Origin of the sequence: Persicobacter sp. CCB-QB2 (genome assembly GCF_001274635.1) — a bacterium.
GTDB lineage: Bacteria > Bacteroidota > Bacteroidia > Cytophagales > Cyclobacteriaceae > Persicobacter > Persicobacter diffluens.
Genome location: NZ_LBGV01000001.1, coordinates 3,307,924 through 3,332,135, shown reverse-complemented (window position 1 = coordinate 3,332,135; position 24,212 = coordinate 3,307,924). Strand labels below are relative to the sequence as shown.

At 40.7% G+C, this 24,212-nt stretch carries 18 protein-coding genes; 15 read left to right on the top strand and 3 right to left on the bottom strand.

Annotated elements, in window-relative coordinates; all coding sequences use genetic code 11:
* Window positions 1–82 precede the first annotated feature (82 nt).
* From NG22_RS14655 to NG22_RS17470, 4 genes are all read left to right on the top strand, one after another.
* Complete coding sequence (locus NG22_RS14655; RefSeq protein WP_053406410.1) at window positions 83–547, top strand: hypothetical protein; 465 nt, start codon at window positions 83–85, stop codon at window positions 545–547.
* 38 nt (window positions 548–585) lie between these two features.
* Complete coding sequence (gene lysA / locus NG22_RS14650; protein WP_053406409.1) at window positions 586–1,818, top strand: diaminopimelate decarboxylase; 1,233 nt, start codon at window positions 586–588, stop codon at window positions 1,816–1,818.
* A gap of 124 nt (window positions 1,819–1,942) precedes the next feature.
* Entirely contained in the window at window positions 1,943–2,311 is a 369-nt protein-coding gene (locus NG22_RS14645; protein ID WP_053406408.1) for a hypothetical protein, read from the top strand.
* A 254-nt stretch (window positions 2,312–2,565) separates the two neighbouring features.
* Window positions 2,566–2,757 (top strand): CPXCG motif-containing cysteine-rich protein, encoded by a 192-nt coding sequence (locus tag NG22_RS17470; protein WP_072159106.1) that lies wholly within the window; start codon window positions 2,566–2,568, stop codon window positions 2,755–2,757.
* On the opposite strand, the gene NG22_RS14635 is transcribed toward NG22_RS17470, so the two are convergent.
* Window positions 2,723–3,742, bottom strand: coding sequence for a hypothetical protein (locus tag NG22_RS14635; RefSeq protein ID WP_053406406.1), 1,020 nt, complete (start codon window positions 3,740–3,742; stop codon window positions 2,723–2,725). The genes NG22_RS17470 and NG22_RS14635 overlap by 35 nt on opposite strands.
* A 263-nt stretch (window positions 3,743–4,005) precedes the next feature.
* On the opposite strand from NG22_RS14635, the gene NG22_RS14630 reads away from it, so the two are divergent.
* Window positions 4,006–6,753 (top strand): hypothetical protein, encoded by a 2,748-nt coding sequence (locus NG22_RS14630; RefSeq protein WP_053406405.1) that lies wholly within the window; start codon window positions 4,006–4,008, stop codon window positions 6,751–6,753.
* A gap of 350 nt (window positions 6,754–7,103) precedes the next feature.
* Here the strand turns inward: NG22_RS14630 and NG22_RS14625 are convergent, their stop codons facing one another.
* A complete protein-coding gene (locus NG22_RS14625) occupies window positions 7,104–8,138 on the bottom strand; it encodes a radical SAM/SPASM domain-containing protein (RefSeq protein ID WP_172674383.1) in 1,035 nt (344 codons plus the stop codon).
* A 317-nt stretch (window positions 8,139–8,455) separates the two neighbouring features.
* Here NG22_RS14625 and NG22_RS14620 point away from each other — a divergent pair, with 317 nt between their 5' ends.
* The 5 genes from NG22_RS14620 to gldJ all read left to right on the top strand — a co-directional run bounded on the left by NG22_RS14620 (window position 8,456) and on the right by gldJ (window position 16,646).
* Window positions 8,456–9,154, top strand: a complete 699-nt coding sequence (locus NG22_RS14620; RefSeq protein ID WP_053406404.1) for an OmpA family protein — start codon at window positions 8,456–8,458, stop codon at window positions 9,152–9,154.
* A 38-nt stretch (window positions 9,155–9,192) separates the two neighbouring features.
* Window positions 9,193–11,253 carry an OmpA family protein gene (locus NG22_RS14615; protein WP_053406403.1) on the top strand — a complete coding sequence of 687 codons (2,061 nt, stop codon included), beginning with the start codon at window positions 9,193–9,195 and terminating at the stop codon, window positions 11,251–11,253.
* A gap of 142 nt (window positions 11,254–11,395) precedes the next feature.
* On the top strand, window positions 11,396–11,872 hold the full coding sequence (locus NG22_RS14610) for a hypothetical protein (protein ID WP_157601120.1): 477 nt from the start codon (window positions 11,396–11,398) through the stop codon (window positions 11,870–11,872).
* Window positions 11,873–11,927: 55 nt separating this feature from the next.
* Window positions 11,928–15,278, top strand: coding sequence for a transcription-repair coupling factor (mfd, locus tag NG22_RS14605; protein ID WP_053406401.1), 3,351 nt, complete (start codon window positions 11,928–11,930; stop codon window positions 15,276–15,278).
* 174 nt (window positions 15,279–15,452) lie between these two features.
* Entirely contained in the window at window positions 15,453–16,646 is a 1,194-nt protein-coding gene (gene gldJ / locus NG22_RS14600) for a gliding motility lipoprotein GldJ (protein WP_053406400.1), read from the top strand.
* 53 nt (window positions 16,647–16,699) lie between these two features.
* On the opposite strand, the gene NG22_RS14595 is transcribed toward gldJ, so the two are convergent.
* Window positions 16,700–17,389 (bottom strand): ComF family protein, encoded by a 690-nt coding sequence (locus NG22_RS14595; RefSeq protein ID WP_053406399.1) that lies wholly within the window; start codon window positions 17,387–17,389, stop codon window positions 16,700–16,702.
* A gap of 150 nt (window positions 17,390–17,539) precedes the next feature.
* Here NG22_RS14595 and NG22_RS14590 point away from each other — a divergent pair, with 150 nt between their 5' ends.
* The 5 genes from NG22_RS14590 (at window position 17,540) to NG22_RS14570 (ending at window position 24,210) form a co-directional block, all read left to right on the top strand.
* A complete protein-coding gene (locus tag NG22_RS14590) occupies window positions 17,540–17,893 on the top strand; it encodes a carboxymuconolactone decarboxylase family protein (protein WP_053406398.1) in 354 nt (117 codons plus the stop codon).
* Window positions 17,890–18,261, top strand: coding sequence for a hypothetical protein (locus tag NG22_RS14585; protein WP_053406397.1), 372 nt, complete (start codon window positions 17,890–17,892; stop codon window positions 18,259–18,261). Before NG22_RS14590 ends, NG22_RS14585 begins: the two co-directional genes overlap by 4 nt.
* 12 nt (window positions 18,262–18,273) lie before the next feature.
* Entirely contained in the window at window positions 18,274–19,035 is a 762-nt protein-coding gene (locus NG22_RS14580) for an exodeoxyribonuclease III (protein ID WP_053406396.1), read from the top strand.
* A gap of 18 nt (window positions 19,036–19,053) precedes the next feature.
* On the top strand, window positions 19,054–20,835 hold the full coding sequence (locus tag NG22_RS14575) for an ABC transporter substrate-binding protein (protein ID WP_053406395.1): 1,782 nt from the start codon (window positions 19,054–19,056) through the stop codon (window positions 20,833–20,835).
* 75 nt (window positions 20,836–20,910) lie between these two features.
* A complete protein-coding gene (locus tag NG22_RS14570) occupies window positions 20,911–24,210 on the top strand; it encodes a DUF4175 family protein (protein ID WP_072159105.1) in 3,300 nt (1,099 codons plus the stop codon).
* Window positions 24,211–24,212 lie beyond the last annotated feature (2 nt).

The following is a 24,212-nucleotide window of genomic DNA, read 5'->3' as shown; positions in this document are numbered from 1 at the left end:
TGGGCGATACACCAACATTAAGTTACACATGTAAAATGGGTGGTATTTTCTCAACAAAGAATCATAATTTTACACACGAACAATGGGTGATCATAAAATCATTGTAGAAGAGGTTCATATTCAATCCGCTTTTGAGCAAATTCATCAGGGGAATATGGAAAAAGTAATGGCACAGTTCAGTACAGAGCAGCGTGCCTTATTGACCTATATTTTTCTGATGCAGGAGAAGCTTGAATTTGAAGATGATTTCGAATTGTTATTGCTTTTAAGCACCAGTATCTGGTTGTCCTTTAAGGCTGCCTTCGAAAATTTCCCTTCCATTACGGAGGACAAATTGATGGAAGTAGCCAATGGTTATATGGAAAAACTGAAAGCGGAAGAAGCACCTTTGAGCGGAGAACATCCTCAAATGGAATTATTGGCTTTCGCAGAGCAAATGATCAAAAACCATATGGAGGACCGCCCTGAAATGGACCTTAAATCGCAAAGCATTGTCATGACTACGGCACATATTGTCGTTGACGCTTTGCATCAGACAATTAATTAACAAACAACAATGGGGCAAAACCCCGCTATTGATAAAAAATGGAATTGAAGGATAACGCATATTGTATCCAAGGGGTACAATTGCAGCAAATTGCAGAAGAATTCGGCACACCGGTTTACGTCTATGATGCGGACAAAATCGTTTCCCAGATCAACACTTTAAAAGACGCTTTTGCTGACCTTCCACTGAAGATTAAATATGCGGTAAAGTCACTGACCAATCTTTCCATTTTGAAATTAATGCGTCAGAATGGTACTGAAGTAGACACCGTATCTATTCAGGAAGTGAAACTGGCCATGATGGCGGGATTCACCCCGGAAGAAATTCTATTCACGCCCAATTCTGTTTCTTTCTCAGAAATTCAGGAAGCAGTTGAATTAGGGGTGGTGATCAATATTGACAACATCTCCATTCTGGAGCAATTTGGTCATACTTACGGAAATTCAAAATCTTGTTGTATTCGCCTGAATCCGCACATTATGGCGGGAGGTAACCACAAGATTTCTACCGGGCATATTGATTCAAAATTTGGTATTTCTTATTACCAAATGCGCCACATTTTGCGTGTGGTAAAAACGTATAATATGGACATTTCCGGTCTGCATATGCACACCGGTTCAGATATTCTGGATGCAGAGGTTTTCCTTCAGGGCGCTAATATCCTTTTTGAAGCCGCTATGGAATTTCCGGACCTTCAGTTCATTGATTTCGGTTCCGGCTTCAAAGTAGCCTATAAAGAAAGTGATAATACCACTGACATTAAGAAATTAGGTAAAAGATTAGGAGCCGCTTTCCGTGCTTTCTGTAAAAAATACGGCAGAGACCTGGAAATCTGGTTTGAGCCCGGAAAATATTTAGTGAGTGAGTCCGGTTACTTCCTGGTATCGGCCAACACCATTAAAACCACCCCTGCAACGGTATTTGTCGGGGTTAATTCTGGTATGAACCACTTATTGCGCCCGATGATGTACGACGCTTACCATGAAATTTTCAATGTAAGTAATCCAGGCGGAACCAAAAGATTGTACTCTGTGGTGGGATACATTTGTGAGACCGATACTTTTGGTTGGGATCGCCCAATGAATGAAGTACGCGAAGGAGATGTATTAGCCATCAAAAATGCCGGTGCTTATGGTATTTCCATGGCCTCTAACTACAACTCCCGTTTCCGTCCTGCTGAGGTTTTGGTTTACAAAGGAAAGGCGCATCTTATTCGTAAAAGAGAGGAGATGGAAGATTTAACCAGAAATCAGGTTCAGATTGAAATGTAAAATCAATTTTTATTCGCGAGCGGTTTCGACCATTTTTGCGGAATAATAAAATTGAATTCACGATATTGGAGGATGATTAAGGTGGCAGTAACTGTCACCTTTTTTTGGATCAAAATTTTATGCAATGCCCTTATTTGAATTTTTCAATTTTCTGAAAGCCTACGCACTGCCCATTATTGGTTTGCTGACAGCCGGACTGATTTTTCTTATCATTAAGCTCCAACAGGAGAGACAACAAGCCAGGCAAGAACAAAAATTACAACAACAGGCATTGAATGACCTCCGTGCTGAACTTCAGAATCAACACCAGGAGGCCAACGATCAAAAACAAAAAGAAGCCAATAGCCGCTGGCAAAAAAAATTCAATCAGTCTAAACAAGAACTGGAGGAGCGCCTTGCTGAAATAAACCGACTTCAGAGCAAGCAGACCAAACTTCAGAAACATATTAAGTATCTGGAGCAACAGCTCAAGCAAGAAAGGGGAGAGGATTAACCCGAATTATTCATCGCTAAATTTATTAACTGATCGCAAGCCAATTAATTTCAGCTCATTATAATATATTTCCTTTGATTAATAATAGCCCAAATTAGGGCAAGCTTGATTTCTCCTCATTCATCGGTTTCGTTGGAAAAAACTCGAAATAGGAAAAATTACTTCATTTTTTCCGCCTTACAGCTAACCGAGGATTTAAGCATGAATAATACGGGTTAAATCAACTTTTAAGGCAAAGGGGCGTAACCAAAAATATGTTCGAACAATGGTTCATATGCCCTTATTGTCTGGCAGAAATCTCCGTTCTGCTGGACCCTTCTGTTGATCATCAGGAATATATAGAAGACTGTGAAGTTTGCTGTCGCCCCATTGAAATTGCCTATCAAAGCGAAGAGGGAGACATTACCTATTTCAACGCCCATCCTGCCCAGTCCGACTGGGATTAAGGGTCACCTGCAAAAATACCGGCAGATGATCACTAAAACCTCCCTCATAAGCAAAACCTCTATAAGTGCGCCAGGGAGTACCATCTTCATTAAGTAACCAGTCCGGCCGGAAAACCTGCGCGGGATACATTGCCTTGAAAGATAAACTTCGCCGGAAATTCTGATTCACCCAAATATGATCAAAGCAACTCCATGCTTTTACGGCCTCATTATAATAGTGCGTTTTTCCTTCCTTGTCCTCCGGCATCATGCACTCCATATTGGCGCTGGTTTCCGCTTTAAAAAATGTAAAGGAAGGATCTACCGGTTCATCATTGAAATCCCCCATGGCCAAAATCAGATGTTGAGGATGTTGATCCTTAATTTGATTACAAATTCCGGCCATCTCTGCTGCAAAACGCTTACGTTTCCATTCCGTTGCCATTTCCCCAGACCATCGGGAAGACCAGTGATTCACCAAAACATGTAGCGTATCCTCTCCAACTTTCCCCATAACCCAAAGGATTTCCCTACTAAAATAACCCTCCTCCAGTTCCACTGGCCAGGCACATTGATCCAAAAGCTCGAAAACATCAGGCCGGTACAGCAAGCCGGTGTCTATTCCCCTTTTATCTGAGGATTCAAAATGTGCTATTTGATAATCCGCTTGCCAAAGCAGCGGCGATTTTGCCAGGTCTTCCAAAACCGATCGATGTTCAAATTCACAAAGCCCCACTAACCATGGCAATTCCCACTCCCCCAAATTCGCAATCACCTTCTGGATATGCTTAAGCTTTTTCCGGTAGCGGCTTTTGGTCCATCGCCTGCCGGACTCCGGAAGGAATTCTTCATCCAGTTTACCGGCATCATCCAGACAATCAAAAAAATTTTCCAGATTATAAAACATCACTTTTCCCTTTTGATTGGAGGGCTGAGCATCCGCCTCCCCGCCAAAAAATATTAGCAGGAAAAACAGGCACAAAAAGATATATTCATAATGCTTCATACCAGCAAAACGATAAGCGTTATTAAGGGATCTCTTTCGACATAATCTGGGTGTAAGAAATTGGAATACTGGTCATATTTTACCTAAAAAAGGGATCTTTAGAATTATTTGATCCTAATATTTAAAGAATTTACCCTAAGGTTTTATCTTGCGCTTACCCTGAGAGGCTGTTAATCAAAATTATAAGGAATATCATTCCTCATAAAAAAAACCTCTACAGGGTGCCACATTCGATTTCTAAAATCAATTAGCCTGACATTATTTTGAAAAAATTCCTGATCACCCTATTGGTCATTTTGGTGGGAGGGGGAGCATTTTTCACTTGGTATCAATTTCAAAACCAAGAGCGCTCCACCTGGGATTTCGTTCCCTCCACTGCATTAGCGGTTTATGAATCCGAGCACATTGTTGAAGACTGGAACCTTTTCAGTCAGCAGCCTATATGGCAAAATCTGATCAATACGCCAGCATTTTCTGCTTTTGACAGCAGCCTGAAGTCCCTGGATAGCATTAGTGGCTCCAATGGAATGCTTCAACAACTTACCCAACAACAAAATTTTCTACTTTCGTTTCATCTTTCGAGCAAAAATGAAATGGACTGGCTTTTATATTTCCAGCCGGAACTTAAACAAAGCGGGCAATTGCTGAAGATCCTTGAATTGTATAAGCAACACCCCAACTACCAACATGAGGTGCAGGCTTATCAGGACATGGAAATTGAAACTATCAAAAAAGCCGGAGATCAACAGGGCTTTTCCTATTTTGTCAGTGATCGGGCTTTTGTGGGTAGTTTTTCTCCTGTGTTAGTAGAAGATGTTATCCGCCATTTGAAAAATAAAAAACCAGGTTTTAAAGATAAACAATGGGGTTTATTTGAAGTTCCCAAATTCGATCAGGACCAGGGAAATTTATATGTAAACGGGGAAAAGCTAGGGGCACTGACCAAAAGCTTTGGTTCCAAAGAGTTCCGTAAGCCGCATCACCAATTATTGGATAATTTATTGGAGGGGCTTTATCTGGATCTGTACTTTCCTCAAGGAGAAATTATTGGGACAGGTTCCATTTTCATGGACACCACCAACCAGCAACAATACCTTAATACATTCCGGGGACAAACCGTTAAACATCGGGATGTATTTCAATACATTCCCAACCAGACTGCTTTCTTACTCAAAACGGCGATCAGCGATATGCCCCAATGGCAAGGCAAACTGGAAAAATTCTGGAAAGAAAATGAGTATGAAAATTCCCTGCGTCAACAAATGCTTTTCCGGTTGTCATTGGATGTAGCAGATTGGCTCTCCTGGTCTTCCGGACATTTGGCATTGGCCACTCTGGAATCTCAAAAACCCCAGCAGGCTGATAAACTACTGATCATGCCCACTGATAATTTGCCATTGGCCAAGGAGAAATTCGCCTGGCTGGAACAACAGCATACCGAGGGTGACCAGGAGATTAAGCCGGTTGAATTTTACGAATCACATGAAATTTATGCTTTGCATTGGAATGAATTTCCGATGCGTCTTTTTGGTCCTTCCTATCAGGGATTTGAAAAGGTCTATTACACTTTCCACGAGCAGGTAGTGGTGATTGCCAATTCCATCCATGGTTTACACCAGTTTATCAATGCCTATCAACTGGAAAATACCTGGGGAAAATCCTTAAGGCATGAACCCTTCATTGCTCAGATCAATGAAAATGACCAGCTGACGTTTATCGTAGATTTCACCAAATCCTGGTCCATCATCAAGGCACATTTATCTACCAAGGCGAATAAAATATTTCAGGATTATGCCTTGCCGCTTCGAAGCTTGGAGCTGTTTGCTTTAGGCATTCAAAACCAGGGTAAGCATTTCTCCTCCAACCTGATTTTAAAACAAAGTCAGCAGAGTACTCTTCAGGGAGGTCAACAGCTGATGAGCCTAAGCTCCAATACAAAGCTTTCTCAGGTCGCTATGGCTAAGCCTTTAGTCGTAAAAAATCACCAGAGTAAACAATCAGAAGTTTTGGTGCTGGAAGACAGCAGTTTCGTGGAATTAGTGAGCGCAGAGGGTAATGTACTTTGGAAAAAACAATTGGATGATCAATTTCCTTTTGGCAGTGAACAAATTGACTTTTACCGAAACGGCTACTTACAATACTTACTCCCCGGGCAAGAGAGGTTATTCCTGATTGACCGAAATGGAAATCCGGTTAAGGATTTTCCCAAAAAATACCCCAGGGGAATCTCTCCGCAATTTGTCTCGATATTCGATTACGACCTGAACCGAAATTACAGGTTGTGCCTTGCCGATAGTACGGGCAGCCTCTGGATGACGGACAAAAACCTTAGTCCATTAAGTGGATGGAAACCGAAAAAGCTGGGTAGCCCCTTGGTTGCTCCTCCAAGACACCTTCGCGTAGGAACCAAAGATTGCATTTTATTGTGTACGCTGAATGGGAAAATCCATTTGTTGAACAGAAAAGGGGAATCTTATCGAGGATTTCCTATTCAATTAAATCAGGAATTCGATGGGGCTATTTTTCTTGAAGCCGGGACTAATTTTAAAAATAGCCAGGCGCACGTAATTGGTAAAGAAGGTCTTTTAATCACCTTTGATTTATCCGGAAAAATCCTCCACAAAAATCAATTGTATAAACCTTTAAAAGAGTCCAGGTTTAGCCTGGTGCCGGATCTGCTGAACAACGATTTCTTAATTCTTCGCCACGATCTTACACAGGTAAGTTTTTTGAATGAAGAAGGAAGATTACTCTTTGAGAAGGATTACCTCAGTCCGGAGGCCATGTCAGTGCAGTATTACAATTTCAATCAGGGAAATCAGTTTATCGCGATCACGGATAAAGCCCAGGATTTCACCTACCTGTTCAATAAAAATGGCATTTTAACAAATGGGCAACCTATTGACAGCAGCGCTCCTATTGCTCTGACATTCTCGCCCCGACAACAGCAATTCACCCTTTATAATGTCTACCAGCAATATTTAAAAAAGTGGGAATTTTACCAAAACTAAATTTTCAGGATATTAAGAAGGCTTGCAGTAAAATGCAGGCCTTTTTTATTCAGTTCTGAATGAACCCGAAATAGGAATGCTTAAATCCCTGTTTAGCGGCAAGGCGGAAAAATGATGAAGTAGTTTCCTACTTGGAATTTTTTCCAACGAAGAAAATGAATGAGGAGAAGGCTAGTTTACCCAATTTTGGATTATTCAAAACCCTGAGACAACACACTAGAAATAGACTTACTAAAATTCGTTAAAACTGCCAATGAATAATAGTGTCCACGCATCTAGTGCTGCTTTCCTGCTGAATAAAAGAACTCCTATTATTAAAATTAAGCACATTCTGCCATCATAAATTCCTATCAAAACCAAACCCTGGCACCTTCCGTGCAATTGCGGCAAATATCAATTTGCTGTCGGTTTTTTAGCACTCCTTTTTTAAACTGTCGGGCCTTTTGGCCTTTCCAAATTTCTGCAAGCGGGAGCGCTTCACTCCACTGCCCAAAGGAGTAGGTGGCATCTTTATCAAAACAACAAGGAATCAAACTACCATCCCAGGTGACAACAGGAGAGTGCCAAAGCCGCCAACAATGATTGGCCATTTTATGTTTAAGCTCGTATTTCCCATTCCGTCTGACATATCGACTATAGCGCTCCTTCTTCGGAATGAGATCAGACCCTTGTTCATAATCATAAATCTGAGCACTCTTCAACACCACCTCATCAACCCCTAAGCTTTCTCCTAAAGCCTTTACCTCTTCTATCTGGTGCTCATTTGGCCCAACCACCAAAAATTGGAAAATGACAAAGGGTTTTTGACTATTAAGCGCTTTCTTCCATTTCAAAACCTTTTCCGTGCCGGCAATCACCTTTTCCAACTTGCCCCCAATCCGGTACTGCTCGTAAGTCTGCTGATCAGTTCCATCTACACTTATAATCAAGCGATCCAGGCCTGATTCCACCACTTTTCGGGCGGTATCCTCATCCAGATAATGAGCGTTGGTAGAAGTGGCCGTATATATTTTTTGCTGGTTCGCCCACTGAATCATTTCAATCAGCCTCCTGTTCAAAAAAGGCTCTCCCTGAAAATAAAAATTAAGAAAAGTCAGATAAGGTCCTAATTCCGTGATCCAGGCCTGATAAGGTTTTAAATCCATCATGCCGGTAGGGCGGCTAAACTGCCGCAGGCCACTTGGACATTCCGGGCAACGTAAATTACAGGAAGTGGTGGGTTCTACCGCCAGACTCAGGGGCATGCCCCAATGTATGGGATGATTTACCAGGCCGGAAAGCAGATAAGATGCCCTCACCTTAACCATATTGATCAGCTTGATTAAACTTAATTTTTTTAACCAACTCCAGCCGTCAGCCACTTTTGCCCTATTCAAAACACTCATTTAATCACTTAGCTTTTGCAACCAGTCCTCATTTTTGATATGACCAATATACATGAATTTACCCATTAAACGCATCAGCATGAACAAATACCTGCGCAAATTGCCTACGTTATATATTTTAACTAAAAAGTAAAACAATTGACTCAATTGAGTATTTTAGAATAGAGTAAGGATAAAAACTTATCAAAATATTACATACAGTTTTTTTATAAATTCCATCTTATTTTGCATTTTATAAAGACGATAATGACTAGATTTACATGTTTAATCACTACATTTAAAACAAACCAGCTGCCAAACGGAAACCTATCCTTTTTATGAATTACGCTTACTCAAAAGCCTTTTTTTCAATTTTACTTGGACTATTGCTATTTCCTAACTTCTCAAATGCTCAAAACATCTGGATTGTAAAGGGAAAAGTAGCCGATAACGATACCGGAAAACCAGTCAAAACGCAACTGCATTACCAAACACTCCCACATGGCAACCAAATCGGGATCATCTCCATGAATCCGGAAACAGGAAGTTTTACTTTCAAAGCCATGGAAGGTGAATACGAAATTACAGCCACCGCCGAGGGCTACATCAAAAACACGCAGATTGTATCCATAAAAGAGGTGGGAGAGCATGAACAGTTCTTTGTAGAATTTAAACTAAGAAAAGAAGGGTCAAATGAAGTGCTTCGACTAAGCAATCTTACTTTTGATCAAAATAAAGCGGAAATCAAGCCGGAATCCTTTGAAGAGCTGAACGAATTGGCTGCCATGGTCAGGGATAACCCTTCCATGATCATTCAACTTGAAGGACATACCGATTTTAGAGGTTCACAAAAAGGAAATCTAAAACTTTCTGAAGAACGGGTAAAAGCAGTAAGAGATTACCTGGTAAACAAATCAGTCGATAACAAAAGAATTAAAATAAAAGCATTTGGTGGAACTAAACCACTAACAAGAGAATCCAGTGAAGATGCGAGAGCTCAGAACAGAAGGGTGGAAGTAAGAATTCTCGAGTTTTAAACCAATATGATCCATTAAGAAAATTCAAGTCAAAAAATATGCGTAAGTTACTACCCATCCTGTTTCTAAGCCTGTTAGCATTCCAAATAAATGCACAGGATGTTCAGTGGGCTTCCAAAGTGTTGGACTTTTCCTCTGAACTCTCTCCCTTCGAATATTCCTCTCAGCAAATTTTGGGCAAGCCCAATGTGCTGCCACAAGGCGGGGATAATCCCAATGCCTGGTTACCAAAATCCCAGGATAAAATAGAGGAGATCACTGTGGGTTTTGAAAACCCTCAAGTGGTTCGCCAGATTGGTGTCGCCGAGTCATACAACCCGTCTGCTTTGTACCAGGTGTACCTTTTAGACTCCGCAGGTAATCAGGAACTACTGAACACTTTCACTCCGAAAAAAGTAGATCTGACCGGTCGTTTGTTAAATATCTTCTTTGATGAAACGACTTATCCGGTTTACGGTGTTCGTTTGGTGTTCAACGGTGCTGCAGTTCCGGGTTATTATGGAATTGATGCTGTAGCCATTTCCAATGATGATCAACCTATAAAAGTAGAAGCCAAAGTTAAAGATGGCGTAAATCCATTTTTACGCTCAACAAAACTGGACACTACCATTAACTCTGATTTTGAAGAACGCCGTCCATTGATTGCACCGGATGGAAAAACCCTTTATTTCTCTCGCCTGAATCACCCTGAAAATATTGGTGGTCAGAATGACACCGAGGATATTTGGTATTCCGAATGGGATGAAAATACCAAAAGCTGGAAATCCGCGAAAAATATGGGAGAAGGCCTGAACAATGAAGGAGATAATTTCATCTCTTCTATTACCCCTGATGGTAAAAGCATGGTGGTATTGTTGGGTAATGAGTATAAAAAAGGAGGTAAAATGAAGGCCGGTGTTTCCATTGCCAGTAAAACCTCTGAAGGCTGGACCAAACCAGAAAAATTGAAAATCACCAACGCTTATATTGAAGGAACGGATGGGGATTACTTCCTTGGCAATAATCGTAAAACTTTGATCATGGCCATCAGCCGTTTCGATGCCGTGGGAGGAAAAGACCTTTACGTTTCATTCTTACAGGATGATGGAAAATGGACCGAACCCATGAATTTAGGTTCGGATATCAATACTGCCGCCAATGAATATTCTCCCTACTTAGCAGCGGATAATGAAACCCTTTATTTCTCCTCCAAAGGATTTTCCGGTTTTGGTGGTGCCGATATTTACATTTCCCGCCGATTGGATGATACCTGGACCAACTGGACGGAGCCTGAGAACTTAGGGGCTGACATCAATACCGATGGAGATGATGAATTCTTTACCATTCCTCCATCAGGACAATATGCTTTCTATTCTACCGGTAAGGAAGGGGAGAATACCAATGTTCACCAGATCGCGCTTCCTGTTTTCTACCAGCCTGCGCCTGTGATCACCGTAAAAGGTTCCGTTTTGGATAAAGACACCAAAGAACCTGTCATGGCTAAGATTTCTTACAACCTCCTTCCCGAAGATACCGAGGTTGGTTTCACCAACTCTGATCCTAAAACCGGAGAATATGAGATTTCCTTACCAACAGGTGCCGCTTATACCTACTTAGTACAAGCCGAAGGTTACGCTAGCAAAGTAGATTCCATCGACGTTTTAGGAGATAAAGAATTCCGCGAATTCAGCCGAATTATTACCCTTTCTGCCTTAGCGACAACGCCGGAAAGCGGACCTGCTGTCGCGGTAGCCCCAGGCACCGAAGCTCCTGCAGTAAATATGGAATTATTGGCCCTGGAGGTATTATTTGACTTTAATGCAGATAATGTGAAAGCTGAATACAAAGATGATTTAGAGTCCTTAGCCAGTCTTTTGAAAGAAAACACCTCTATTAAACTTCAGGTGCGCGGATATTCTGATTCCACAGGTCCTAAAGAATACAATGACCGTCTCGGAGAGCGCCGTGCTGAAAGTGTAATGAAATACTTATTAGAGCAGGGAGTAGCTGAAAGTCAGCTATCTGCCGTAAGTTATGGAGAAGAAAAACCAAAAGAATCCAACGCTACACGTGAAGGACGCGCAGCCAACAGAAGAGTTAGCTTCAAGGAAAATAAATAAAAAGCATTAGATAAAGCACTTTAAAAAGCCAACGAAAATTCGTTGGCTTTTTTTATCTTGCAAAATTAGAAAAATAATTTGCTCTTTTTCCGTTAAGATAAATGGGAACACCATTTTACTTTTAATGCCGACGGCTTATTCTATGAAACAAATTTCATTAAATTCAATCTGGCTCTGGGTAGTACTCATCCTGTTTATTTCTGCCTGTTCTACGCCACAACCGCCGGAATTTAAAGGAATCCACGATATTGTTTTTTCACCAACCTCCAACAATATGGTGAAAGTTCAGGCGCAGGCTCGCTTGTTCAATCCCAATAAAAACAAACTGGTACTTAATTCTGTTGATCTGCAAATGCATTTAGATCAGGAGCCTGTGGCGGAATTAGTCAAAGATTATGATTTACCCATTCCACCAGAAGGGGAATTTGATATCCCCATAGAGCTGGAAGTTCCCATGAAAATGGTACAGGATAAGATTTTCAAAGGCGCTTTGCTCAACTTTATGGGAGGCAAGCCCATTCAGGCACAGTTTACGGGAGATATAAAAGTGAAAGCCTCAGGCATCCCCGTAAAAGTTCCGGTCAACATTAAGAAGGAAATCGACTTAATGAATCTTTAAAGAAACAGAGTGATTCGGAAGAATCACTTTTTTTGTATCCACTATCCGCACCCTTATGATTAGCAGAGAAATACTCCTCTCTAAATATACCCAAGATCCCTTCGTCCAACAGGTCATCCAACTGCTTCAGGGTTCCAAAAAACAGCGACTTCAATTTAAAAATCTAGCCGGAAGCGCTGATGCCTTACTTTCCGCAACGGTCCATCAATTAAGCGATCAACCCCAACTGATCATTTTACATGATCGGGAAGAAGCCGCCTATTTCCTGAACGATCTTCAAAACCTGACCGACAAGGAGATTTTACTTTTCCCCTCTTCTTTCAAAAAACCTTATCAACCGGAAGAAACAGAAAATGCCAATGTTTTACTCAGGGCCGAAACTTTAAATAAAATCAACCATCCTGATGACAAACAAAACATCATCATTTCCTATCCGGAAGCATTAACCGAGAAGGTAATTAATAAAACTGCTCTGGAAGAGCATACCTTCCGGGCATCCATCGGGGAGGAGGTAGATGTTGATACCCTCAGAAGTATTTTACTGGAATTCGGCTTTGAAATCACCGACTTTGTTTACGAAGTAGGACAATTTGCCATCCGCGGGGGAATCATTGATGTGTTTTCTTTTGGAAATGACTTACCCTATCGTATTGAGTTGTTTGGCGATGAGATCGACAGTATCCGAACCTTTGATCCTGAAAACCAGCTTTCGGTGGAATCAGTGGAGAATATCAGCCTGATCCCTAATATCAAAACACAGATTCAGGAGGAGGAAAGAATCAGCTTCCTCCAATTCCTGCCAGAAAACACCCAAATCTGGATCAAGGATGAGGAACTGTTGTTAGATACGCTGGATAAGGTTTATGAAAAAGCAGATTCCATATTTGAAGATAAACAGGAGGATAGCGGAGGCGCCAAACTATTATTACCCCCGGATCAACTATTTGAGAATAGTGAATCCTTATCAAAAAGCCTTAATGCCTTTTCCATCATAGCTTTTGGAAACCGCTTTTTGGGTAAATCAACCAAATCTTTCGATTGGGGATTCAAAGCGCAGCCTAATTTCAATAAGGACTTTAACCTGTTGGTGGAAGATTTAAAAGCCCATCAGGATCAGCATTACCAAATACACCTGATTGCCGATGTGCCCAAACAAAGGGAAAGATTATTGAATATTCTGGAAGAAATTGCGCCTGACTTAAAGGTGGAAGCTATTCCCATAGCCCTGCGTGGTGGATTTATCGATACAGAAAGAAATATTACCTGCTATACGGACCATCAGATCTTTGAAAGATTTCACAGATATAAGGCCAAACAAAGCTTCTCTAAATCAAAAGCACTGACCTTAAAGGAATTAAGAAGTCTGAAAACCGGAGACTACGTCACCCATATAGATCATGGGGTGGGCAGATTTGCCGGTCTGGAAAAAGTGGAGGTCAATGGGCGTTCGCAGGAGACCGTTCGGCTGATTTATCGGGACAATGACTTGCTCTTTGTCGGCATTCATTCCCTGCATAAAATTTCCAAATACACCGGAAAAGAGGGTATCGCCCCACAAATGAGTAAGCTCGGTTCTGCGGAATGGGAAAAGAAAAAGTCCCGTGTGAAAAAGAAGGTGCAGGACATCGCCAAAGACCTGATCGCGCTTTACGCCAAAAGAAAAGAAGTGGAAGGCTATGCTTTTGATGAAGATTCCTTCCTTCAGGCAGAACTGGAATCCTCTTTTATTTACGAAGACACCCCCGATCAGGCCAAGGCCACTGCGGATGTAAAAAGAGATATGCAGGCAAAGTATCCAATGGATCGTCTCGTATGCGGGGATGTGGGATTTGGAAAAACCGAGGTCGCCATTCGGGCGGCATTCAAAGCCGTAACAGACGGCAAACAGGCTGCCGTTTTGGTGCCGACCACAATTCTGGCCATGCAGCATCACAAAACTTTTGAAAACAGACTGCAAAACCTGCCAGTCAGAGTCGATTATATCAACCGATTCAGAACCGCTAAGCAGGTTAGGGAAATCCTGAAAGATCTGAAAGAGGGCAAAATCGATATTCTGATTGGTACACACCGATTAGTCAATAAAGATGTAGTTTTTAAAGACCTGGGCTTACTCGTGATTGACGAGGAACAAAAATTTGGCGTTAAAGTAAAAGACAGGCTAAAAGAAATGCGGGTAAATGTGGATGTGCTGACCTTAACGGCAACCCCGATACCCCGAACACTTCACTTTTCCCTGATGGGCGCCAGAGACCTGAGTGTCATCGCCACTCCTCCGCCAAACCGCCAACCCGTAACCACTGAAATTCATACTTTCAATGAATCCATTATTCGGGACGCGGTGGACTTCGAAGTGAAGCGCGGTGGACAGGTATTCTTTGTACACAACCGAATTGGTGATATTGAAGCGATTGCCAGTCTTATCAACCGGCTGGTTCCTGATGCCAGAGTTACTTTTGCTCATGGACAAATGGAGGGACCGAAATTAGAGAAGATTATGACCTCTTTTATTGAGGGAGAATTTGATGTACTGATTTCCACCAATATCATTGAATCCGGGCTCGATATTCCCAATGCCAACACTATTATTATTAATCAGGCGCATATGTTTGGCTTATCCGACCTGCACCAGATGAGAGGCCGGGTAGGACGGTCCAATATCAAAGCCTTTTGCTATTTACTCTCTCCTCCAACTTCCACCCTGACCAGTGAGGCTAGAAAAAGGCTAAGCACTTTAGAAGAGTTTACGGATTTGGGAGATGGATTCAAAGTAGCCATGAGAGATCTCGACATTCGCGGTGCCGGAAATCTATTGGGTGCCGAACAAAGTGGATTTATTTCAGACCTTGGTTTTGAACTCTATCACAAAATTCTCGATGAAGCGGTAACAGAGCTTAAAAATTCTGAGGAATTCAGAGATCTTTTTGATGAGCAGAAAGAGGAAAAAGCCACTAAACCGGCCAAGGAGTGTGTATTGGAAACGGATCTGGAATTATTAATTCCGGAAGAGTACATCACCAATACGGCCGAAAGACTAAACATTTACAGTCAGCTGGATAAACTAGAGCCGGAAGACCTGCAGGAATACACCCTCAATTTAGAGGACAGGTTTGGTGCTTTACCGGAACAAGTACAAAATTTAATTTTAGCCGTTAAGTTACGTGCAACGGCTCAGGAATTAGGCTTTGAAAAATTATTGATCAAAGGATCTAAAATGAAAGCCTATGTAATTGATCAGGAAAATACGGAATATTTTCAGTCTGAAGTTTTTGGGAAAATATTGCAATATGTTCAATTAAATGCCCGGAGGTGCCAAATAAAAGAGATCAGGGACAAATTAATGGTCCGTTTTTCAGCAGTGGATAGCATCGAGGAGGCCTATAAAATTTTTCAAACTATTTTGGATTAAAAAAATTACAGAACATAACGATATTTTCACAGTTTAATACGTACTTAAATTGTTTTATGCTAACTTTACCGAAATGATGGGTAAAAATAATATTTGCTAATTAATCCTTGGTTTGGCAACAAAAATCCTTATAATTATATTAGCAACCTATCATGCGAAGATCAAAAACAGGTTATGAAAAATTTTGTGTCAATCTTTAGTGGTGTGGCATGCACAGCTCTTTTAGCCTTTGCGTTAATTAGCTGTAATACCAGCACTCAACCTACCGCTTCCAGCCCTGGCAGGATTTCTACTGCTACAGGTTTGGAATACAATGACGACGACGGATTCAAAGTCAATGATTTCCGTGGTCAACCCGATGGTCCCAACTTAGTCTTTATAGAAGGAGGACGTACCGTACTGGGTTCTTTCGAAGAGGATGTTATGAACTCCCGTGACAATTTAGAGCGTACTGTTACTGTTGCTTCCTTTTATATGGATGAAACAGAAATCGCCAATATTCACTGGTTGGAATACACCCACTTCGTTAATCAAGATTCCTCCCAAGAATTTTATCGTTCAGCTTTGCCTGACACGACTGTTTGGGCTCGTGAACTTGCTTATAACGATTCTTACGTAAACCATTATTTCAGATATCCTGGTTTCCGTTTCTTTCCTGTGGTTGGCATCAACTGGCAACAGGCAATGGATTACTGTACCTGGAGAACTGCCATCGTTAACTACAAGTTGGCCGAAGATGCAGGTGAAGATTTACCAGAAGGTGGTGGACGAATTCCTTTAGAGTCTGGGGTAGTACTTCCGGATTACCGTCTACCGACAGAGGCTGAATGGGAATATGCTGCGCAGGCACTTATCGGTACACAATGGATGGATGAAAATAACACCCACCGTCGTCAGTACCCATGGGACGGTCACGCAGTTCGTAACCCTTACGGAAAGCAAATGGGACAAATCCTGGCCAACTTCAAAAGAGGCCGTGGTGACTATGCCGGTATTGCAGGTAAATTGAATGATGGAGCCATGATTACCAGCTCTATCTACGATTATCCTCCAAATGATTTCGGTTTGTATAATATGGCAGGAAACGTTAACGAATGGGTATTGGATGTTTATCGTCCGCTATCTTTCCAGGATATGGAAGATTTGAACCCGGTTCGTCGAGATGGCTTCTTGGATAGCCAGGACAAATACGATTATGAGAGTGCGAACTCCCTAATCAGTGACCAGGCACGCGTTTATAAAGGTGGATCTTGGTCTGATGTGGCTTACTGGTTAAATCCTGGAACTCGCCGCTATTTGGAGCAGGATTCTGCTACTGCAACCATCGGTTTCCGTTGTGCAATGATTAGAGCAGGAACGAACTATTAATTCAATCCTTTCAAAATAAGAGAAAAGAGATGTCGAATCGGCATCTCTTTTTTTTATGCCTCTGCCTTTCCCAAAACCCCGATCTCAATATGATCTGCCTTCGCCTCAATTAAGACTTGAACCAAAGCCCTTAAAGTTGCGCCAGTAGTTAATACATCATCTACCAGCAAAACTCTTTTTCCTTTAAAGTTTAGTTTTTTTCGTAAACCAAAACTCCTTTCTACATTCCTGATTCGCTCTTCCTTATTCAATTTAGTCTGCGAAGAAGAATGCCTCTGTTTTTTGAGAAGACCAAAAGCCAGGGGAATCCCCGTTTCTTCCATTACCCCTTTAGCAATATGCTCCGCCTGATTATACCCTCTGATTTTCCTTTTTTTGGGATGAATGGGGACCGGAATTATAAAGTCAAAAGGCTGCTGTTGTCGTTTTATGATCCTCCCCAATTTGCATCCCAATAGTTCTCCAACTTCAGGATAATGCTTATATTTCAAATAATGAATTAATTTTTGAACCCTGGAATCCTCGAAAAACTGAAAGGCGATATATAAGCCCTTGACCTGTGGCATATCATAAAAAATCACTTTTACTTCTCGATCACTATCCGTCATGGAACAGGAAAGATCCAATTCACAGTCCATACAAATCAAGGCATTTTCAAAAGGGATGTGAGCATCGCAGCATAAACAATAAGGGGGAAACAATAAATGCTTTACTCCTGCCAGGGTAACTTTTAATATCTTCATGCCCTAGTAAAACCTATTGAAAATAAACTGTTTTCGGAAATTTCTTTGGCAGATGTAAAGTCCAATACAAATTTGCGGAAAGAAGGAAATTACTTTCATTAATAATCAAAAGCTTACATTTATCTTTGCGTCATTAATCGGAATTTAATTATGAATCCAGTAGAAGAATTTAATGCCTATCGTTCTGAGATGAATGATAAAATCTTGGCGGCAGACAATAAAGTATTGAAAAGAATCTTTAACCTTGACACCAATACCTTCGCCGAAGGCGCATTGGATGTCAAAACCAAAGAAATGTTGGGCTTAGCCTGTTCGATGGTGTTGAGATGCGAGGACTGCATCAAATATCATTTGGAAAAAGTACACGAATTAGGCGTCACCAAAGCCGAAGTCTTCGAAATCTTTAGCATTGCGAATTTAATCGGAGGAACTATCGTTATTCCGGAGCTTAGAAGAGCGGTGGAGTATTGGGAGGCTTTAGATAAGCAAAAAAATAAGGCATGATCAAAAAAGACTTAGACTTGGCCCGTGCCTGGGCCAAGCTCTTATCCGAAATCAAGGAACGACTCAACACCCGACCAAAAGATATCAATGGGGTGCTTTTATTAATCGGTGTACAAGAATTAGGAAAAGGTTTTGCGCGCTTTACCAAAGAAGAAAAACAAGATTTAATGCATATTGCCATTTGCAAAGTCTTGAGCTATTCGGGTTTCTACGAATTAGAAGGATTGGATAAAGATGGCTGGCCACATTGGAAAGTTTTAAAGCCATTGCCACATTTTGATCTGCTGGAGCAGGAAAAATTACTTAAAATGCATATCATTGAGTATTTTGAGAAAGAATTAGACTTTTCACTAAATTCACCAAATTAGTCACGATTATTAATGAAAATTATCTCTTACAATATCAACGGCATCCGGGCGGCCATAAAAAAAGGCTTTAATGAGTGGTTGGAAGAAGAGCAGCCAGATGTACTTTGTTTGCAAGAAGTTAAAGCAGAACAACATCAGGTAGATACTGCTGCATGGGAAAAACTGGGGTATCAAATATATTGGATGGCCGCGGAGAAAAAAGGTTATAGTGGAGTAGCGGTATTAACTAAAATTGCTCCTAAACATGTGGAATATGGCTGTGGAATGGAAAAATATGATCGTGAAGGTCGAGTCTTACGAGTTGATTTTGAGGATGTTTCTATCTTAAATACTTACATGCCTTCAGGTTCAAGCGGAGAAGAAAGACAAGCATTCAAAATGGAGTGGTTGGAGGATTTTTATCAGTATATTCAGTCCCTGAAGCAAGATTTGCCTAATTTGGTGGTTTGTGGAGACTATAACATTTGCCACACTGCCATTGATATCCATAACCCTGATAAGAATAAAAATACATCAGGATTCTTACCTGAAGAGCGGGAGTGGATGACAAAATTCATTGACGGTGGTTTCATTGATAGCTTTCGCCAATTCCAGCCGGAACCTCACCATTATTCATGGTGGAGCTATCGGGCAGCTTCTCGTGAAAGAAATAAGGGCTGGCGTATTGACTATTTGATGGCGACAACCGAAATGAAAGCACGTCTGGTAGACGGCAAAATTTTACCGGAGGTTAAACACTCTGATCATTGCCCCGTCTATTTAGAAATAAAATAAGAAACCTTACCCAACATTATGAATATTTTTAAAAGCATCCTTTTACTCGGTATTACCACCATCTTTCTTTGGTCGTGTGGCGCCCAGACTGGGCAAGACCGTAGCCAGGAAGTAAAAGAAGCAAAGGCTGGAAGAAATTATGGTGGTGTTTTTAGATTAAATGAAACAGAAAACATCAAAACCTTATTCCCTCCCGCTATTGCGGATGCTTTTTCTTATCGGGTAGCCACTCCCATATTTGAAGGCTTATTTACCTTTGACCAGGCGGACATCTCCAAGGTTCACCCCTCTCTGGTGGCGGACTATACTATTTCGGACGATCGAAAAACGTATACTTTTAAACTGAAAGAAGGTGTTTTCTTTCATGATGATCCCTGTTTTGCCGAAGGAAAAGGACGCGAATTTACGGCTGAGGATGTGAAATTTTGTTTGACAAAATTATGCACCCAAAGTCTTCAAAATAAAAACTTCCCTGCATTTAAAGATCTGATTTTAGGCGCTCAGGAATATTATGACGCCAGTGCCAACGGCAATGTTCCTGCTTTTGAATTAAAGGGCGTTAAAGTCATTGATAAATATACCGTTTCTGTAGAGCTACAAGCTCCAAACGCATTATTCCTAGTAACACTGGCCAGACCCGCAGCCTTCATCTACCCCAAAGAAGCCCTTGAAAAATATGGCTTAGATGTTAGGATTCACCCGGTAGGTACTGGTCCCTTTTATTTAAATACCATAGATGAGGATGTTTCGGTTACCCTTAAAAAGAACCGACATTACCACAAAACGGATAAATACAATAATCAATTACCTTTCATTGATGCCATTAGCATTTCCTTTATAAAGGATAAAAAAACAGAGCTTTTGGAGTTCAAAAAAGGAAAATTAGACATGATTTATCGTCTTCCTACCGAATACATCATTGAGATTTTGGAGGAAACAGCTGCTAAAGGAGCCAATGTCCCAACAGATTATATGCTTCAGCGGGTACCTGAAATGCTTTCACAATATCTTACTTTTAGAAATGATCAAGGTGTTTTTCAGGATGTGAATGTTCGTAAAGCGATCAGTTTTGCCATTGACCGGCATCGAATTTTAGATTTTGTTTTAAATGGAGAGGGCTATGCTCCTGCAGAACAAGGCGTAACACCACCCGTATTCGAAAATTACGATATCCAAAAAATTAAGGGATACCCACTGAATCTGGATTCCGCCAGATACTATCTGCTAAAAGCAGGTTATAATAAGCGTAATCCATTTCCTAAAATTAAATTACTGCTAAATGCGGAAGGAGATCGAAATACTTATGTGGCCATGGAACTTCAAAAGCAATTGAAAGACCATTTAAACATTGATCTTGAATTACAAATCTTACCTTTCTCTCAATTGCTGGAAAAAAGCTTTAGTGGTGATTTCAACCTGATCAGAACGGCCTGGCTGGCAGACTATCCAAGTCCGGAGAATTTCCTTTGGCAGTTTTATGGCCAACATGTACCGGAAGACCCAAATCAGCAATCTGTCCCCAATATTGGTCGATTCAAGGATCAAAAATATGACCAGCTTTTTGAAAAAGCCCTTTCCGCCGGTTCACTGGAAGAGGCTAATCAATACTTCACACAAGCCGAAAATTACCTGATGACACAGGCCCCCATCGTGGCCTTATGGTATGATGAAGGTTATCGATTAGTGAAAAATTACGTGCAAAACTTCCCCAATAATCCAATGCAGTATCGAGATTATAGCGAAGTTTATTTTCAACACGATCCTCAAACTCACATTTCATCCGCCAGCAGTGCTGAATAAATGATTTTATGCATTATTTTTAGCTCCTTCTAAACGGTTTCCGTTTATTAAAGAAAGCTGATAATGAACTAAAATATGACCAATAATCATCGAGCTAAGCTTGACCAAAAGCTTTCTGGCTATAAAAAGAAATACTACCTTAATCAGTTACTAAAGGGTAGTATTTTTTCTTTTACCATAGTTGCAACCGCCTTTTTACTCTTTAATACTTTTGAGTTCACCAGTAGATTCGGCTCAACAGTCCGGGCGGTCCTGTTCTATGGCTTTATTGCCATACTTATCGGTAACTTCCTCTACTTTATTCTTAATCCTTTATTACACCTGCTTGGATTAAGAAAGCCTATCAGCGATCAGGAAGCAGCGCAAAACATCGGCTCCTTTTTACCTAATATTGGAGATCGTTTACTGAACCTTATTCAATTAAAAGGTAATTATTCCGGGTCAAACGACTTAATCAAAGCCTCTATTGATCAAAAAGAAAATCAGCTGGATCAATATGATTTTCAGGAGGCCGTTCCCATAAAAAAAAATAAGCAGTATTTAAAGTATCTTTATATTCCATCTGTCATCATTATTGCCATTTTACTTTTCGTCCCACAGTTTTTTACGGAAAGTACCAAAAGGATTGTGCGTTATGATGAGACTTTTGCCCCGGAGGCCCTTTTTGATTTTAATCTAAAAAATCAAAAGCTTATCGCCTTTAGAAATGAAGACTTTACCGTTGACCTTAATATTTCCGGAAAAACGGTGCCAGCGCAGGTATACTTAAAAACTGCAGACCGGAAATTTAAACTTAAGCAAACCTCCAATACTGACTTTCAATACACCTTTAATAAAATTCAGCAGAATCAGGAATTTCAATTCGAGGCAGCCGGGTTTTCCTCCAGCGTGTATAAAGTAAAAGTTGTGCCTCGCCCTAAAATCAAGAACTTCGAAGTCAGCCTGGAATATCCAGCCTATCTGGGCAGAGAAACAGATTATATTGCCAATACAGGTAATTTTGAGGTACCGGAAGGGACTAAGGTCAAATGGTCATTTCTAGCACCCGATACCAGATCTATGGAAATGCATTTCCAAAATGAGGACACCGTTTATGCTTTAAGCGCTAATAAGGACGGATTTGAATTAGAGAAATCATTGCACATATCAGATCGCTATGAAATCAAGCTGGAAAATGAATATGGCAAAAATAATGATCCGGTAATTTATCAAGTCAACGTGATCAAGGATGAATATCCCAAAATCAGTCTGGAGCAGTTTCAGGATACCGTTCTTTTCAATTACATTATTTTGGGAGGAAATATCAGTGATGATCATGGGCTCAAATATTTATCCCTTAAATACAGAACCAATTCAAAATCTTCCTTTAAAACCCATTCCCTACCTATAGATCGTAGCAAAACTACCCAGGGCTTTTACCTCAATTGGCCACTGGATACCCTGCAATTATCTTCTGAGCAGAAAATGGAATATTACCTTCAGGTAACTGATAATGACCAAATCAATGGTCCGAAAACAACCAAAACGGGCATCTACACCTTTAAAGTCCCTACCAAAGATGATTTGAAGGAAAAATTGGCCGAGGGAAGTGCCAATAATGAAAAATCCATTGACAAAAATATTGAGCAGGCGAAGCAGGTCAGAAACGAGCTTAAGAATATTGAGCAAAAATTGAAATCAAAAAAATCCCTTAGCTGGCAGGATAAACAGCAAATTGATGACTTGATCAAAAAACGGGAAGAGCTCAACAACAGTTTGAAAGAGCTTCAGGAGGAACACCAAAAAGAAGTGGAAAGGAGAAACCGTTTTGAGGAACAAAAGAATGAATCCATCAAAGAAAAGGTCGCCAAGCTGCAGGAGTTAATGGATGACCTTTTGGATGAAGAAACCAAAAAACTCTATGAAGAGCTACAGCAATTAATGGAGGAGCAAGCTCAGGACATGGATCAGATTCAGGATAAGCTCAAAGAAATTGAGCAAAAAGAAAGTAATCTGGAGGAAGAACTGGAGCGTACCCTGGAACTATTTAAAAGAATGAAATTTGATTTCAAGGCAGACGAAATCACCAAACAGTTGCAGGAATTAGAGGATGAACAATCCAAACTGAACGAGAAAACGGAAGAGGCCTCCAAGAATGAATTAGAGGAGATTGCCAAAGAACAGGAAAAACTGGATCAGGAATTCAAGGAAATGGAAAAAGACCTGAATGAACTCCAAAAAATAAATAATGATCTAAAACGTCCCAATGCTTTGCCTGATATGGCACAGGAAGAGCAGAACATCCAAAAAGGACAAGAACAGTTTCAGGAAGCTGCAGAGCAAAAAAAGAAAAAACAAGCGCAGCAGTCCCAGCAACAAATCAGTCAGAATCTGCAAAAAATGAAGCAGAAGATGGAACAAATGCAGCAAAGCATGGAAATGCAAATGGTGCAGGAGAATATGAATAACCTTAGACATATTCTCAATAATTTGATCCACCTGTCCTTCAATCAGGAACAGGTCATGAAGGATTTTAGAAAAACCCGACAAAGTGACCCCCGATTTGTGAACCTGAGCCAGGAACAAATCAAAATCCAGAATGACAGTAAAATTGTTCAGGACTCCCTCAAATCACTGGCTGAAAGAGTTTTTCAAATTTCTTCCTTTGTGACCAGAGAATTAAATGACCTAAATAGCCATTTAGACGAAGCTTCTAATTATATTAAGGAAAGAAAAAAAGGTAATGCGTTAAGCGAGCAACAGTTTGCGATGACCTCCATGAATAATTTAGCCCTGCTATTAGACGATGTGCTTTCTCAAATGCAGCAACAAATGTCTGAAATGATGGGGAATTCTTCCGGACAGCAATCCAATCAGCCTATGCCGACTCCTTCATTAAGTCAATTGCAACAGCAATTGAATCAAAAAATTAATGATTTGAAAAAGAGTGGTAAATCAGGCAGACAATTGTCAGAAGAAGTTGCTAAATTAGCTCAAGAACAGGAAGAGATTCGCAGGGCGCTTGAAGAAGCTGAGAAAAAAGCCAATGGTGGGGGAGGAAAAGAACTGAAAGATGCCATTGAAAAAATGGAGGAAACAGAACTTGATCTAGTCAATAAACAATTGACCAATAAAATGATCAACCGCCAGGAAGAGATTATGACCAGACTTTTAGAGTCTGAAAAAGCAGATCGGGAAGATCGTCTGGATGACGAACGTGAAGGAGAAACTGCTAAAAATTATGATCAACAGGTACCGGAGGCTATCGAGGAGTATATCCGTCAAAAACAGAAAGAACTCGAGCGATTAAAGACTATTCCTTTAAAGCTCAACCCTTATTATAAAAAAGAGGTCAATCAATATTTCAAAAGGTTAGAGAACAACAATATCCGGTGATG